This is a genomic window from Nitrospiraceae bacterium, from assembly GCA_035623075.1.
GTDB lineage: Bacteria > Nitrospirota > Nitrospiria > Nitrospirales > Nitrospiraceae > DASPUC01.
The window spans coordinates 24,143-37,675 of record DASPUC010000026.1 but is presented as its reverse complement, the minus strand read 5'-3'; the positions used below and the strand labels follow the sequence as shown (position 1 = coordinate 37,675).

13 protein-coding genes and 1 tRNA gene are annotated in these 13,533 nt (G+C 55.5%); 11 read left to right on the top strand and 3 right to left on the bottom strand.

Features of this window, described 5'->3' with window-relative positions:
• Nucleotides 1-63: 63 nt before the first annotated feature.
• The 3 genes from VEI50_08740 to VEI50_08730 all read right to left on the bottom strand — a co-directional run bounded on the left by VEI50_08740 (nucleotide 64) and on the right by VEI50_08730 (nucleotide 1,203).
• Nucleotides 64-138: transfer RNA gene (locus VEI50_08740), tRNA-Val, on the bottom strand.
• 137 nt (nucleotides 139-275) lie between these two features.
• A complete protein-coding gene (locus tag VEI50_08735) occupies nucleotides 276-548 on the bottom strand; it encodes an HU family DNA-binding protein (GenBank protein ID HXX75203.1) in 273 nt (90 codons plus the stop codon).
• Between the two features lie 64 nt (nucleotides 549-612).
• Nucleotides 613-1,203, bottom strand: a complete 591-nt coding sequence (locus tag VEI50_08730; protein ID HXX75202.1) for a helix-turn-helix domain-containing protein — start codon at nucleotides 1,201-1,203, stop codon at nucleotides 613-615.
• A 434-nt stretch (nucleotides 1,204-1,637) separates the two neighbouring features.
• On the opposite strand from VEI50_08730, the gene VEI50_08725 reads away from it, so the two are divergent.
• The 11 genes from VEI50_08725 (at nucleotide 1,638) to ruvA (ending at nucleotide 13,531) form a co-directional block, all read left to right on the top strand.
• Nucleotides 1,638-2,087, top strand: coding sequence for an Rrf2 family transcriptional regulator (locus VEI50_08725; GenBank protein HXX75201.1), 450 nt, complete (start codon nucleotides 1,638-1,640; stop codon nucleotides 2,085-2,087).
• Nucleotides 2,088-2,097: 10 nt separating this feature from the next.
• On the top strand, nucleotides 2,098-4,590 hold the full coding sequence (locus VEI50_08720) for a sulfurtransferase TusA family protein (protein ID HXX75200.1): 2,493 nt from the start codon (nucleotides 2,098-2,100) through the stop codon (nucleotides 4,588-4,590).
• A 168-nt stretch (nucleotides 4,591-4,758) separates the two neighbouring features.
• Nucleotides 4,759-5,481, top strand: a complete 723-nt coding sequence (locus tag VEI50_08715) for a phosphoadenylyl-sulfate reductase (GenBank protein ID HXX75199.1) — start codon at nucleotides 4,759-4,761, stop codon at nucleotides 5,479-5,481.
• Nucleotides 5,478-6,533 carry an anthranilate phosphoribosyltransferase gene (trpD, locus tag VEI50_08710; protein HXX75198.1) on the top strand — a complete coding sequence of 352 codons (1,056 nt, stop codon included), beginning with the start codon at nucleotides 5,478-5,480 and terminating at the stop codon, nucleotides 6,531-6,533. Before VEI50_08715 ends, trpD begins: the two co-directional genes overlap by 4 nt.
• 21 nt (nucleotides 6,534-6,554) lie before the next feature.
• Nucleotides 6,555-7,352, top strand: a complete 798-nt coding sequence (cysD, locus tag VEI50_08705; protein ID HXX75197.1) for a sulfate adenylyltransferase subunit CysD — start codon at nucleotides 6,555-6,557, stop codon at nucleotides 7,350-7,352.
• Nucleotides 7,353-7,404: 52 nt separating this feature from the next.
• Nucleotides 7,405-9,249 carry a GTP-binding protein gene (locus VEI50_08700; protein HXX75196.1) on the top strand — a complete coding sequence of 615 codons (1,845 nt, stop codon included), beginning with the start codon at nucleotides 7,405-7,407 and terminating at the stop codon, nucleotides 9,247-9,249.
• A gap of 169 nt (nucleotides 9,250-9,418) precedes the next feature.
• Nucleotides 9,419-10,339 (top strand): Mrp/NBP35 family ATP-binding protein, encoded by a 921-nt coding sequence (locus VEI50_08695; GenBank protein ID HXX75195.1) that lies wholly within the window; start codon nucleotides 9,419-9,421, stop codon nucleotides 10,337-10,339.
• A gap of 25 nt (nucleotides 10,340-10,364) precedes the next feature.
• Nucleotides 10,365-11,120 carry a PCP reductase family protein gene (locus VEI50_08690; protein HXX75194.1) on the top strand — a complete coding sequence of 252 codons (756 nt, stop codon included), beginning with the start codon at nucleotides 10,365-10,367 and terminating at the stop codon, nucleotides 11,118-11,120.
• A gap of 117 nt (nucleotides 11,121-11,237) precedes the next feature.
• Nucleotides 11,238-11,969 carry a hypothetical protein gene (locus tag VEI50_08685; GenBank protein ID HXX75193.1) on the top strand — a complete coding sequence of 244 codons (732 nt, stop codon included), beginning with the start codon at nucleotides 11,238-11,240 and terminating at the stop codon, nucleotides 11,967-11,969.
• A 138-nt stretch (nucleotides 11,970-12,107) separates the two neighbouring features.
• Nucleotides 12,108-12,866: a YebC/PmpR family DNA-binding transcriptional regulator gene (locus VEI50_08680; GenBank protein HXX75192.1), complete on the top strand. Its 759-nt coding sequence runs from the start codon at nucleotides 12,108-12,110 to the stop codon at nucleotides 12,864-12,866.
• A gap of 53 nt (nucleotides 12,867-12,919) precedes the next feature.
• Nucleotides 12,920-13,531, top strand: a complete 612-nt coding sequence (gene ruvA / locus VEI50_08675) for a Holliday junction branch migration protein RuvA (GenBank protein ID HXX75191.1) — start codon at nucleotides 12,920-12,922, stop codon at nucleotides 13,529-13,531.
• The last annotated feature ends 2 nt before the right edge of the window (nucleotides 13,532-13,533 follow it).

Genomic DNA, 13,533 nt, shown 5'->3' with positions numbered 1-13,533 from the left:
GGCAGACCCAAAAACACGAAAGGCACCCCGACCGCTCGAGACGGTCAGATGCCCTCGGCGGAATGGTAGGCGCGGACGGTCTTGAACCGTCGACCTCTACCGTGTCAAGGTAGCGCTCTCCCCCTGAGCTACGCGCCTATCGTCCAAGGGCGCATGCTAATATAGGCTCAACTGAAGTGTCAAGAAATGCAAAAGAGAAGGAGACATGCTTCCTCGTGGAGCACGCCGCCTTCTCTTTTGTGTCTCGGACGAGCGATCTCGTGCGGGAGGGATTTTTATCTCACCGCTTTCTTCAGTTCCAATCCCGCAGAGAACTTCGGAACCCTCGCCGCCGCAATCTTGATGGTTTCTCCTGTGCGAGGATTACGACCCAAGCGAGCTTTCCGCTTCGCGACGGTAAATGTCCCGAAGTTGACCAGGGTGACGCGGTGCCCCTTTTTCAATGAGGTGGTGACCGCACCGGTGAAGGCTTGGAGTGCCGTTCCTGCGGCTACTTTGGTGATCCCGGCAGATGCCGCCATCTTTGCAATCAGTTCTTCTTTGGTCATTCTATCCCTCCCGTTATAGTTAAAGGTTTGTGACCGATGACTATCCCTACCTGCTAACCCAAGGCTATGCGCTGCGACTGTGTACGGCTCGACCACGTTTCACTGGAATATGCAGATCATGAATCTTCTTTCGCAACGTATTGCGATTGAGTCCCAATAATTCCGCCGCCTGAATCTGATTACCCTTGGTTTCCTGGAGCGCCAGTGTGATGAGGGGGCGTTCCATCGCCGTGATCAACATCGGATGGAGGTTACGTGCTGATCCGTTCCGCATCCCCTTGACGAAATCTCCCATCTTCTCTTCCAGGTAATCCTCAAGCGAGAGGGCTCCCGCTCCATTTACCACTGGAGTCCTGTGTTTTCCCATCACCTGCATGAATTTTGATGCGCGCTTCAGCGCGCTGCGCGATCCAGTAATTACGAGGCAATGGGATAAGTCCATATTGCTAGGGAACACGGCTGTGCCGACCGATGAGCCAGGCTTTGATTCGACAATCACGGCATCAAAATTTCGTCTTGCCGCGTCCTTCGGCATGCCGGTGAGGTCTTTCACAATCGTGATCGACGCATCCTTAAACACTTGTTTGTACTGGGCTTGAATTTCCGGATCGCTTGTCAGCAACAGGACACTAAACACGGATGAAGAGAGCGACATGAAGGCACCACGTGAAGAAGAGGGCCGGATTATTGCCCAGAGCCGATTTGATGTCAATCAGGAAATTTACGAACAGGACATACATTGAAAACACACAGCCGCGTACACTGATCAATGTCACTCAACAAAGATGATTCCCCTACACTGAAGGCGAATGTTGAATCGGGCACTCTGCGGTTGAATAGGAAGACCAGCGTTTAGTCGTGGTGCTGGATTCTAGTCTTGCCTTTGAAATGGGTTGATAGGTCTCTGGGCCGCTTGAAGTTTGTGCACCATCCGATTGGTCGCGCCGTACATTCATTACCAATGACAACAGCAATGATTCAACGGTTGGTCGAAATGCTGCTCCCGCATGCTGGTAGAGGACCCTTGACAAATGAACGGGAAGCAGGCTATGAATGACGTGTTCCTAATTCCGACCGGAATACTAGGGTATGAAGGTATCTCTAAGGGCCACCTACGGAATTATGGCAGCGGTAGATCTTGCGATGGGAACAGGTACGACGCCGATCCAAGCCAGGTCTATCGCACGTCGACAAGCCATTCCTGCGCGTTTTCTAGAGCAGGTGTTGCACGCCATGAAAAAAGCTGGCCTCGTCACAAGCCTCCGTGGAGCCCAGGGTGGATATGTGCTGACCAAAAGGCCTGCCGACTTGTCCATTGCTGAAATCCTCGAAGCTCTCGATGGCCCGCTCTTACCATCGGCAGGTATGAACGGCCAGGCAGCTTCCAGACGGTTGAGCAAACCCGAACTCCTCCTGGGCAGAATCTGGGAGCAGGTCCACCAAGCAGAACGTCAAGTGCTGGAGGCAATCACGGTCGAAGAGCTTGCCGAACAACAACGTATCCTCGAACAACAACGGTCCTTGATGTACCACATTTGAGGTGAGTCCCATGAGCCGTACATTGACGAGCACGATCCCCATTCAGATTCAGCCGATTCCAACGGCGATTGTCGAGGAGATTGAAACGTTTGAGGCTGAAGCAAAGCGGATGATAGCGGGAGAAATCGCGAACGATCTGTTCAAGCCGTTCCGTCTGCAGTATGGCATCTATGGCCAACGCCAGGCGGGTGTGCAGATGGTCCGCATCAAGATTCCTTTCGGAGGCCTGACGTCCAATCAGCTTCGCCGGCTGGCCGAGCTGGCGGAACGGTACGCCACCGGTGTCGGCCATGTGACCACCCGCCAGGATATCCAACTGCATTTCGTCGAATTGAAGAATGTTCCCACGATTATGCGCGGCCTTGCTGAAGTGGGGCTCACCACGAGAGAAGCGTGCGCCAATACGGTGCGGAACGTGACCGCATGTCATCTTGCCGGCGTCTGTCAGGGAGAGGTCTTTGATGTCACGCCCTACGCCAAGACAGTCGCGCTGCACTTGCTCCGCAATCCGTTGAACCAAAGCTTGCCTCGCAAGTTCAAGATCGCGTTTTCCGGGTGCAAGCACGACTGCGCACTCACGCCTATCCACGACATCGGGTTGCTGGCTCTTCGACAAGAGGACGGCACAGTCGGATTCCGCATGGTTGCCGGCGGCGGGTTAGGGGCTGCTCCTCGCATTGCACAAGTGCTCCGAGAGTTTACGCCGATCGATGAGCTCATTCCGAGCATCGAAGCGGTGATCAAGGTTTTCGATACGTTAGGGAATCGCAAGAACCGGAATAAGGCACGGATGAAATTCGTGATCGAGAAACTGGGCTTTGGAGAATTCAAACGCGGGTGGGAACAAGCGTATACGGACATGGGTTACGCTCGACCGAATCATGAGCCTATCAGACTATTGGAGCATGCCGATCAGCCAGTGCCGCTTATCATGCCGACGTCCAACAGGGCAACGTATGCCGCCCTCTCAAGCAACGGCGACCCCAACGGACATCAACATGAGACGCCGTTTGAAATGTGGAAGAGGACCAACGTCGTCAGGCAGAAGCAGAATGGCTACGCCACCGCAGCGGTTAAGCTTTTCATGGGGGACCTCACATCCGATCAGATGCTCTTTGTCGCCGATCTGGCAGAGCGCTATTCCAACGGCAACATTCGGACGACGATCAATCAAAACATGGTCATCCGGTGGGTTCCAGAAGAGAGGCTGGCCGACTTCTACCAGGACCTTGTATCGCAAAATCTTGCTGACCCCGGGGCGGAACTCGTGGAAGACATCATCGCCTGCCCCGGTACCGATACCTGCGGACTGGGCATCACGTCGTCAAAGGGCATGGCACGAGCGCTTGCGGAAGTCTTTCCAGCCGGACGAGTGGCGAAGGATCTTGCAGGCGTCTCCGTGAAGATCAGCGGCTGTCACAACTCTTGCGCCCAACATCATATCGCCACGATCGGGTTACACGGCGTGGGAAAACGTCTCGGCGACCATGTTGCACCTCACTATGAATTACATCTCGGCGGGAAGGTGAACGGCACGGCCAAGATCGGTCACATGACGGTCAAGTTACCGGCGAAGAGCGTTCCTGCGGCCATTACCCATTTGATCGAGGTTTACCGACGGGACCGTCAGCCGGGAGAGGGATTGCCGGCCTTTATCGACCGGATGGGCAAACACAAATTGAAGGACGAGTTGATCCTCTACACGATAGTACCGTCACATGACGAAGACCCAACCTTCTACTATGACTGGGAAGGAGACAATGAATTCGTACTCGAAGACCTGGGGCCGGGCGAATGTGCCGGCGGAGCACTCGAGATGATTGAGAACGGCATTCTCGAAGCAGATCAAGAACTGTATCAGACAAGGCTCTTAGTCGAGAAACATCAGTACTCGGTTTCCGTGAATAAGTCTTATCGGGCAGTTTTGGCCGCAACGAAGGCGTTGTTGGTGACAGAAGGGATCGATCCGGCGACCGATGCAGAAACCTTGCGGGAATTCGAACAGCGACTGGCGCCCAAGGGCGTCGTGCCAGCCATGTATCGCGAGCTTGGGAAACTCGTAGCAGACTTGGGACCGAAGGAGACTACTGCGGAGTTTGCTCAAGCCAAGATGGCGTTTGCCAAGGGCTTCGTCGACGCCTGCCGTGTTGCGACGGAACGGATGGGGAAAGATTTGAAGTTTGCGGGAGAGGCCGAGACATCCCCTGTCTCCAAACTCGCTGCTCCAGCTGTAAAGCCAGTTGTTGCTTCTGTGACTTCTGCATCAGGCGGTGCGGCAGTGTACGATCTTCGTGGCGTAGCGTGCCCGCTTAACTATGTGAAGACCAAGTTGAAACTCGAAATGATGGATGCGGGTGAACAACTGGAAGTCTGGCTGGATGCAGGAGAACCGATCAAGAATGTGCCGATGAGCCTAAAAAATGACGGGCACAAGATCCTCCTGCAGGAGGCGCTTGAACCGGAAGCGGCACATTATCGGGTGTTGGTCGAGAAAGTGGAGTGACGCGGCATAGGGACATTCCCTTGCTTGCGCGATGCGCGGCTTATGGGAGGACGCGGGCGCTTCGGCGCCGCGAGGGCGGTCGGTGAGTAAAAGCCCTCGTTGGATGCGCGCAGTCGGGGGGGGGGTATTCCTATGCCAAATGTTATGGCGGAAAGAAGTAGGGATCAGATGACGAAACTGTCATCAGAAGAATTGAAGGCCTGGGGAGAATCGTTGGAGGCGAAGCAACCGCAGGAGATCTTGGCGGCGGTAATCGACCGATATGCGCCTGAGATTGTGCTGGCCTGTAGTTTCGGAGCAGAGGATGTCGTCCTGGTGGACATGATCCACCGTATCAATCCGACCGTTCCACTGTTTTATCTGGATACGGATTTTCTGTTTCCCGAAACCTACGCGGTCCGTGACCGCATCGTCCAACGGTACGGATTAAAGCCCGAACAAGTCATTCAGATGAAGTCCCTCCTCACTCCGGAAGCCCAGGCGCAACAATATGGCGAACGCTTGTGGGCTCAAGAGCCTCGAGAAAAAGGGCCGGACCGTTGCTGCAACCTGCGAAAGGTCGAACCGCTGACTCGTGTGTTGAAACACTACGCAGCCTGGATCACCGGAATCAGACGAGACCAGTCACCGACTAGAGTCAACGCCGGTGTGATTGAATGGGATGACAGGTTTCAACTGGCCAAAGTTAATCCACTCGCGAAGTGGACGTGGGACGACGTCTGGACCTACATTCATCTGTACGAAGTGCCTTACAACGAGTTGCATGATCGTAATTATCCCAGCATCGGCTGTACTCACTGTACGGCTCCCGTCATGCCGGGAGAAGATCTTCGTGCAGGACGCTGGAAAAATTTCGGGAAGACCGAGTGCGGGTTGCACAAGGCGTCATGACGACCATGCAGGAGTTCATCGCAAAAATCGGGAAGGGGCCCAAGGCAGCCAAGGATCTCACCTGGGACGAAGCCAAGCAGGCCATGAAGACTCTCATCGAAGGCGATGCGACGCAGGCGCAGGTCGGCGCCTTTCTGTTGGCCATGCGGATCAAAATGGAATCGGTCACGGAATTGGCGTCGTTTACTGCCACAGCCCGCTCGTATGTAGCGCCGGTTCCGGTCCCACGAGAGCTAGGTGTGGTTGACGTCCCAACCTATGCAGGAAAACAGGAAACCTTCCATGCCCTTGTAGGCGCCGCAATCGTGGCGACCGCAGCCGGGGCGACGATTTTGATGCATGGGTACGACGGGATCCCTGGACGACTCGGGACTGCGGGAATACTCAAGGGGCTGGGCATTCCTATTGATCTTGAGCCGAAACGGATCGGAGATGAAATTGCAAAGAAGGGGTTCGCCTACCTCGACATTGGATTGTATCACCCACCCGTCTATCGGTTTCTGGAAATGCGGCGAGAACTCGGTGTCCGGAACGTCTTTCATCCGATCGCACGACTGCTCAACCCGGCGAGAGCAACCTCGCAACTCGTAGGGCTCTCCCACCCACCCTATTTTGAGAAAACGGCCGAAGTGTTAAGGATGCTGGGTTGTCCTCGCGCGCTCGTTATTCGAGGGGTCGAAGGCGATCCGGAATTGTCGTTGGCCTCAGTAACGAAAGTCCTAGAGCTCCAAGACGAACGCATCACCCCGCTGACGCTGGCCCCGAAGGATGTCGGGTTAACGATGGGCGCCTCGCGCGAGATGGCCGGCTTTCCGCCTGATCAACAGGAGAAGGAGGCTGAACTGCTCAAACGGATTCTGCAGAACCAGATTCATGGTGGCCCGCGGGAATGGGTGTTGCTCAACGCGGCGATGCTGCTGTACGCAGCTGGCAGAGGCACGTCGATGGCCGCTTGTGTGCCGATCGCACGGCGGACGCTCGAAGACGGTCTCGCGGCGAGGAAGCTTGAAGAACTGGTTCAAGAACCGGCTGGCATCGGTCGTAGGCTCTGATGGAACGAGAGGAATAATCCGGTGGATCACCTTCGCCAATTGGAAGATCAAAGTGTCTACATCTTGCGCGAGGCCTACAAGCACTTCGATCATCTCGGCATGCTGTGGTCGATGGGCAAAGACTCGACCGTGCTTTTGTGGTTGGCACGCAAAGCCTTCTTCGGGCACATACCTTTCCCGCTCTTGCACGTCGATACCAGCTATAAGATTCCAGCGATGATCGAATATCGAGACCGATTGGCCCGCGAGTGGCGGTTGAACTTGGTGGTGGGGCAAAACAAGGAGGCGCTTGCCGCCGGGATGAATCACACGATGGGACGGGTGACCTGTTGTACAGCGCTCAAAACCAACGGGCTCAAACAGCTTATCGAAAATAAAGGCTACACGGGGATTATTCTTGGCGTTCGGGCGGATGAAGAAGGGACGCGAGCCAAGGAACGTTATTTCTCACCTCGCGACAAGCACGGGGATTGGGACTTTCGCGATCAACCGCCTGAGCTGTGGAATCAGTTCAAGACGACCTTCCCGCCGGGCACCCATATCCGAATCCATCCGTTGCTGGATTGGACCGAGATCAACATCTGGGAATACATCAAGTTGGAGAATATTCCATTCATCGATCTTTATCTCGACAAGGGGGACGGAACCCGGTATCGAAGCCTCGGCTGCGCCCCCTGTACGTTTCCCATCAAATCTACGGCCAAGAACGTAGACGACATCATTAACGAACTCCGGCACACGACCGTGGCGGAGCGATCGGGCCGTGCGCAGGACGAGGGGCGGGGGATGGAGTTGTTGAGGAAGGACGGGTATATGTGAGTGAGCGGAAGGCGATTCCACGTTCTCATTCAACGGCTAGAAATGAAGTGAGATGAAGCACACAGAAACCAAACCATCCGAGACTTTGAATATCGTTATCGTCGGCCACGTCGATCACGGCAAATCCACTTTGTTGGGGCGTCTCTATGCTGACACGGGGTCGTTGCCGGATGGAAAACTGGAAAAGGTGCAAGCCATTTGCCGGCAGCAGGGGAAGGAATTCGAGTACGCATTCCTGTTCGATGCTTTCTTAGAGGAGCAGGAACAGGGCATCACGATCGATACAGCAAGAACATTCTTCACATGGAAGGGCCGGCAATACATCATTATCGACGCGCCGGGTCACAAAGAGTTTCTGAAGAACATGATTTCCGGTGCAGCGCGTGCTGAAGCGGCGCTGCTTCTCATCGATGCCTTGGAAGGGGTCAAGGAGCAATCCAAAAAACACGGGTATCTGCTCTCTTTGTTGGGAGTCCGACAGTTTGCCGTCGTCGTCAACAAAATGGATCTTGTCGGCTATCGACAGGATGTCTTCGAGGGCATTGAAAAGGAATATCGGGAGTTCCTCGGTCAGTTCAAGGCGGTGCCAGAGCGGATTATTCCCGTGAGCGCCAAGCTGGGCGACAACATTGTCAGTCGCAGCGAGACCATGCCTTGGTACAGCGGGCCGACGGTTCTGGAGACGCTCAGCCTGTTTCAGAAAGAGAGGGCTCGATCCGAACAGCCACTACGCCTGCCCATCCAAGATGTCTATAAGTTCGATGCTCGCCGGATCATCGCCGGTCGGATTGCGGCAGGGCGGTTGAAAGTCGGCGACCAGCTTGTCTTTTCTCCATCGAACAAACGCGCGAACATCAAATCGGTCGAGGCCTTCAATATCGAGCCTTTTCCCACTGAGGCCCATGCGGGGCAGTCAGTCGGTATTACGCTCGATGAGCAGATCTTTGTGGAGCGAGGTGAGATCGCCTCACACCAGGGTGAGTTGCCTCCGGTCTCGACGGCCTTTCGCGCCAATCTGTTTTGGCTGGGACGTCGGCCATTGGAACACGGACGAAAATATATCCTCCGAGTCGCCACCAAGGAGGTCGACTGCGAAGTGGCGACGATTCATCGGATAATTGACACGACGGACTTGAATCAACAGCAGGGCGGAGCGTCGGTCGGCAGGAATCAAGTGGCAGAGCTGACGCTTAGAACCAAGGCTCCTGTGGCGTTTGATCTCTCGTCCTCGTTTGAGACCACTGGTCGTTTCGTGTTGGTCGATGAGTACGATATTGCCGGTGGAGGAATCGTCACGGAAATGGTCCGTGATGATCAGGAGTTTCTGCGGGAAGAAGCTCGCCGCCGGGATTTTGCGTGGGTCAAAGGCGAGGTGGGGGTCGAAGAACGAGCACAGCAATTCGGCCATAGGGCTGCGATTGTGCTCGTCACGGGAGGTCGCCATACCGGCAAGTCGTTCTTGGCCAAAAAGCTAGAGGCCAGGCTCGTTGCAGACGGTCGCCATGCCTACCTTCTGGACGGAGAAAACCTCCGGCGCGGGCTGGATGCCGACTTGTCCGAAACGGAGCGAAGCCAAACCACGGAAATGGCTCGGCGGTACGGTGAGGTGGCAAGACTCTTGATCGATACAGGGCTGATCGTCGTATCGACCACGAATCCATTCGGCTTAGCCTACTCGGAGGCGGCGCAAGCCATTCGTACCCTCGTTCACCCGGCGCCAGTCATTGCGGTTCACATGAGCAAAGTACCGGAAGAGCCTCCCCCTGGGACTGATATCGCTCTCTCCGGTCCGACTGACTTCGACGCGGCGACGCGTCAAATCTTGGACGAACTCAAGCGTCGAGGTGTGTTGGCGCAGGCCATCGGAGCGAAGCCGACCTTTCAGTATTCGATCTAGCGAAGCTGTCGGCCTCTCGCACTCAACTGTAAGCTGGAACGAATCGAATGTCCGGACAGTGAGCTGCTAGCTAAAGAATTTCCGTAGATCGTTGGTTTGACTCTCCGGAAATCCTTGTGTTACCGTACCTTCGTTTAGAAACCGCTTGTTTTGGAGAGACTTAGAACCAATGGCTCCTGAAAAGGACTTGAAGGAAATTCTCGGGAAATTGCGGTACTCCGACGACGCGAAGGTGGTCCAACAGATTACCGAGCAGACGAAGAATGTTCATGCCCGGATGGCCGGCATTAAGCACAAGCTGGTCGTGATGAGCGGCAAGGGCGGAGTCGGCAAGAGCATGACGACCGTCAATCTGGCGCTGGCTTTTGCCCGTCAGGGGGCCAAAGTTGGACTCCTCGATGTGGACCTGAACGGTCCCTGTGTTCCCCGCATGCTGGGGCTGCACGGTCAATCACTCCAGATGACTCCTGAAGGAGCCATCCCTCCAATCGGTCCGCTTGGTATAAAGGTCGCCTCGATGGATTTCTTCCTCGACGAAGCATCGCCGGTTCGTTGGAAGGGCCCGATGGATGTCAGCCCGGTATGGCTGGGACTCATGGAAATGAACGTCATCCGAGAGTTCTTAGCCGATGTGGTCTGGGGTGAGTTGGACGTGCTGCTCGCCGACCTGCCTCCTGGTGCAGCCGCCGACAAGCCACCGGTGATCGCGGGTTTCATCCCTGACCTAGCTGGTGCGATTGTCGTCACGACACCGTCGGAAGTGGCTTCAGATGTCGTTCAAAAGTCCGTGACGTATGCGCGTGACATGGGGATCAAGGTGTTGGGAATCGTGGAAAATATGAGTGAGTATCGTTGCCCGTCCTGCGGTGAGCAGAATGAATTGTTTGAGGGCAATACCGAAGCTATGTGCGAGGTCTTGGACCTTCCGCTCCTTGGACGCATTCCGTTTGACCGGAAGTTGGCCCGCACATTCGACAAGGGAGCCCCCTTGCTCGACGAGAGCTACCCGACCATTCAGCGATATCAGGACATTGCCGGGCGTATCCGTACCTTGCTGGACTATAAGAAGGTCCTGGCGGATAAGCTGTGACGGGATCGAGGCGAGAGGAGCGACTATGAAATTCGTCTGTCTCAACTGCGAAACCTACATGAACTTCGAGAAAGTCGAGAAGCCTGGGGAAGGATCGCTCGGTGTCTTCTTTGGGTGCCCTTCTTGCGGAGCGAAGTTCTCGATGGTGACCAACCCAGGTGAAACTCAAATGGTCAGTTCCCTGGGGGTGAAACTGGGTGGACGAACCGCTGCGGCAGAACCGTTCGAGATGACGCGCGGAACACTGAAGGACGAAGCGCTCGCCGGGTCCGGGCAAATGGCGGCATATCTAAATGAAAAGATTCATGGTGGACAAACGGTGGCAGCATCTCCGGCGCCCACGTCCGGTAAGGCGGGGGAGAAAAGCGGTAGTGGCTGTCCGTTCTCCGCCATGGTCGCAGAGATGGGGCTCACGACGGGGGGGAAGTCCACCAGCGGCACAACGGGAACACCAGAGTTTACTTGGAGTGCGGACGCGAAGGAAAAACTGGATCGGCTCCCGGCGTTTGTGAAGCCGATGGTGCAGAGCAGCGTAGAGGCCTATGCTCGCAAGCAGGGGTATAAAACCATTACGCTCCAAGTGATGGATGATTCAAAGAATGATTCGTCGAACGGCGTCACGTGGTCGCGCGAAGCGGAGCAGCGGCTGGAGAATATCCCTGATTTCATTCGTCCTATGGCGCGGAAAGAAATTGAACGGGTCGCAAAAGAACGCGGCGTCGCAACCATTACGGCTCAAGTGATGGATGAAGCGAAGGAAAAGTTCATGAAATTCATGTAGGCGGGTAACGATCGCTGCATGAGGGTGAAGGCCCATCCGACTCATCGGATGGGCCTTTCTATTGAAGGACGTTACAACGAGATGGGTCTAGGAAACTGGCGGGCGGGTGTTTGGAGGATGGTACTCATCGGTGCCGTTCTTTGGTCGACCACTCCTGTTTTCGCTCAACATGGTGACGAAGAACATAATCCCATCCATGAAACGACGGCCTCAGGTCATGCTTCCCACGCAGGAAGTCCCGGCGCTACGGCTTGGGAGGGGTCGGCGGAAGGGATTGCCTACTCGGAATTCAATCATCATTTGTCTGGCGTTCTTGTTCTGTTGATGGGCCTCGCCGAGCTCGCTCAAGCGAGTCGACTGCCGTCTCTTGGATGGCTCAAACTCCTCCTTCCCCTGTCGATGCTCATTGCCGGCCTTTTTCTCTTAATCTGGAGTGACCACGAAGCGTGGCCGATCGGCTCGCTCAGTTTCAGTCAGACCTATTTCGGTGAGGATCACGAGATTCTCCAGCATAAGACGTTCGGGGTTCTGTTATTAGTGGTGGGCACTGTGGAACTCCTGCGCCGGTACGGGCGGCTTACCCACTTCGTTTGGACAGTCCCGTTACCGCTTCTGGCCACTGTCGCGGGGGCGATGCTATTCGGCCATTCGCACGGACTGCATCCATCTGCGCAGAAGATTGCCGTTCATCATGCAATGATGGGCACTGTGGCTCTCGTGGCCGGGTCATCGAAATTTCTCTCGGGCTGGTTCCATCCATCATCTCGTTCGCCGCACGTCACGTGGGAATGGATCTGGGGAGGGCTGGTTTTTGGACTGGGGATCCTCCTCCTCTGGTATTCAGAATAGCATTCCGCTCTCCTAACCCCGTCGGTCGGCAATTGACACCTTTCCGACCCCTGTGCTACGAGTGTAAAATTCCAATTTTGGTACGAGTTGCAGCATGATCGTGGTGTGCAGAACAGCGCGAGCGACGAGGAGGTTCTCATGGGCGGCCATAGTCACTGGGCTACGATCAAACGGCATAAATCCGCACAAGATGCCAAACGCGGCAAGATCTTCACGCGTATCATCCGCGAGCTGACCATTGCCGCCCGTGGCGGGGGAGACCCGGACGCCAATCCCCGTCTTCGCTTGGCCATTGCCAAAGCCAAAGAAGCCAACATGCCTGGCGACACGATGAAAAAGGCGATTCAGCGCGGCACGGGGGAATTGCCTGGTGTGACGTATGAAGAGTTTACTCTTGAAGGGTATGGCCCGGGGGGGACCGCACTGCTCCTTGAGATCACGAGCGACAACCGGAATCGCACGGTCGCGGAGATTCGGAGCCTGTTCACGAAAAATCACGGTAATATGGCGGAGGCCGGGGCAGTGGCATGGCAGTTTCAGAAGAAGGGGCTGCTTACCATTGAGAAGGGCAAAGTCGATGAGGATGCCTTGTTGTCACTCGCCCTGGATGCCGGAGCGGAAGATGTCAAAACCAGCGGAAAGAGTTTCGAAGTCGTCACCGACGCCCATGATTTCGAAGGCGTGAAGAAGGCCCTAACTGACGCAAAAATCGAAATCGCTCTTGCTGAGATCACGTTTATTCCTCAGAACACAATCCGGCTTGAAGAAAAAGCGGCGGAGCAGATGTTAAAGCTGATGGAGATCCTGGACGAACATGACGATGTCCAGAAGGTCCACGCGAATTTCGATATTTCGGACGAGGTCATGGAAAAGGTGGCGGCGGCTGCGGCGGGATGAGAACGGGCGGCAGCCTCGCTCGGTAACACCGTGAGTCCTACGACACCGGCCACATGATCGCCCTATTGACAGGCCGCTTGGCCTTCAAGGCGCCGACGCACCTGGCTCTCGACGTTCAGGGAGTCGGGTACGAAGTGTTTATTCCTCTCAGTACGTACTACGGACTTCCCAACCTCAACGAGATGGCCTCGCTGAACATTCATACCCACGTTCGCGAAGACGCCATCCAGTTGTTCGGATTTCTGACGTTACAGGAAAAGGACATATTCGTGCTCTTGACATCGGTCTCTGGGATCGGACCGAAACTGGCGCTGAGCGTCCTGTCTTCCCTTTCCGTCTCCGATGTGGTGTCCGCTGTTCGGACAGCCGATCTTGAAAAGCTGGCGACGGTTCCGGGAATCGGAAAGAAATCCGCCGGTCGGATCGCACTTGAACTGAAGGATAAGCTGGCCAAGCTGGAATCCAGTCCGGTGGTCTCGAGTCGGTTGTCAGGGGGAGAAAGGCAGGATTCGACATTCGACGACGCACTCTCCGCCCTGATCAACCTCGGCTATCGACCACAGGATGCGAAAGGTGCGCTGCAGCAGGTGAAGAAGATGAAGCCTGATTCGTTGGTCTTGAAAGATTTGATACGTGACACCTTGAAAGAGTTAGCCAGGGGGTAGCG

Excerpts from the sequence above, each read along its gene's own strand:
- VEI50_08685 (HXX75193.1), top strand. The coding sequence starts at position 11,238 with ATGGTACTCATCGGTGCCGTTCTTTGGTCGACCACTCCTGTTTTCGCT.
- VEI50_08735 (HXX75203.1), bottom strand. The coding sequence starts at position 548 with ATGACCAAAGAAGAACTGATTGCAAAGATGGCGGCATCTGCCGGGATC.
- VEI50_08700 (HXX75196.1), top strand. The coding sequence starts at position 7,405 with ATGAAGCACACAGAAACCAAACCATCCGAGACTTTGAATATCGTTATC.
- VEI50_08730 (HXX75202.1), bottom strand. The coding sequence starts at position 1,203 with ATGTCGCTCTCTTCATCCGTGTTTAGTGTCCTGTTGCTGACAAGCGAT.
- VEI50_08695 (HXX75195.1), top strand. The coding sequence starts at position 9,419 with ATGGCTCCTGAAAAGGACTTGAAGGAAATTCTCGGGAAATTGCGGTAC.
- VEI50_08690 (HXX75194.1), top strand. The coding sequence starts at position 10,365 with ATGAAATTCGTCTGTCTCAACTGCGAAACCTACATGAACTTCGAGAAA.
- VEI50_08680 (HXX75192.1), top strand. The coding sequence starts at position 12,108 with ATGGGCGGCCATAGTCACTGGGCTACGATCAAACGGCATAAATCCGCA.
- VEI50_08725 (HXX75201.1), top strand. The coding sequence starts at position 1,638 with ATGAAGGTATCTCTAAGGGCCACCTACGGAATTATGGCAGCGGTAGAT.
- ruvA (HXX75191.1), top strand. The coding sequence starts at position 12,920 with ATGATCGCCCTATTGACAGGCCGCTTGGCCTTCAAGGCGCCGACGCAC.
- VEI50_08720 (HXX75200.1), top strand. The coding sequence starts at position 2,098 with ATGAGCCGTACATTGACGAGCACGATCCCCATTCAGATTCAGCCGATT.
- VEI50_08715 (HXX75199.1), top strand. The coding sequence starts at position 4,759 with ATGACGAAACTGTCATCAGAAGAATTGAAGGCCTGGGGAGAATCGTTG.
- trpD (HXX75198.1), top strand. The coding sequence starts at position 5,478 with ATGACGACCATGCAGGAGTTCATCGCAAAAATCGGGAAGGGGCCCAAG.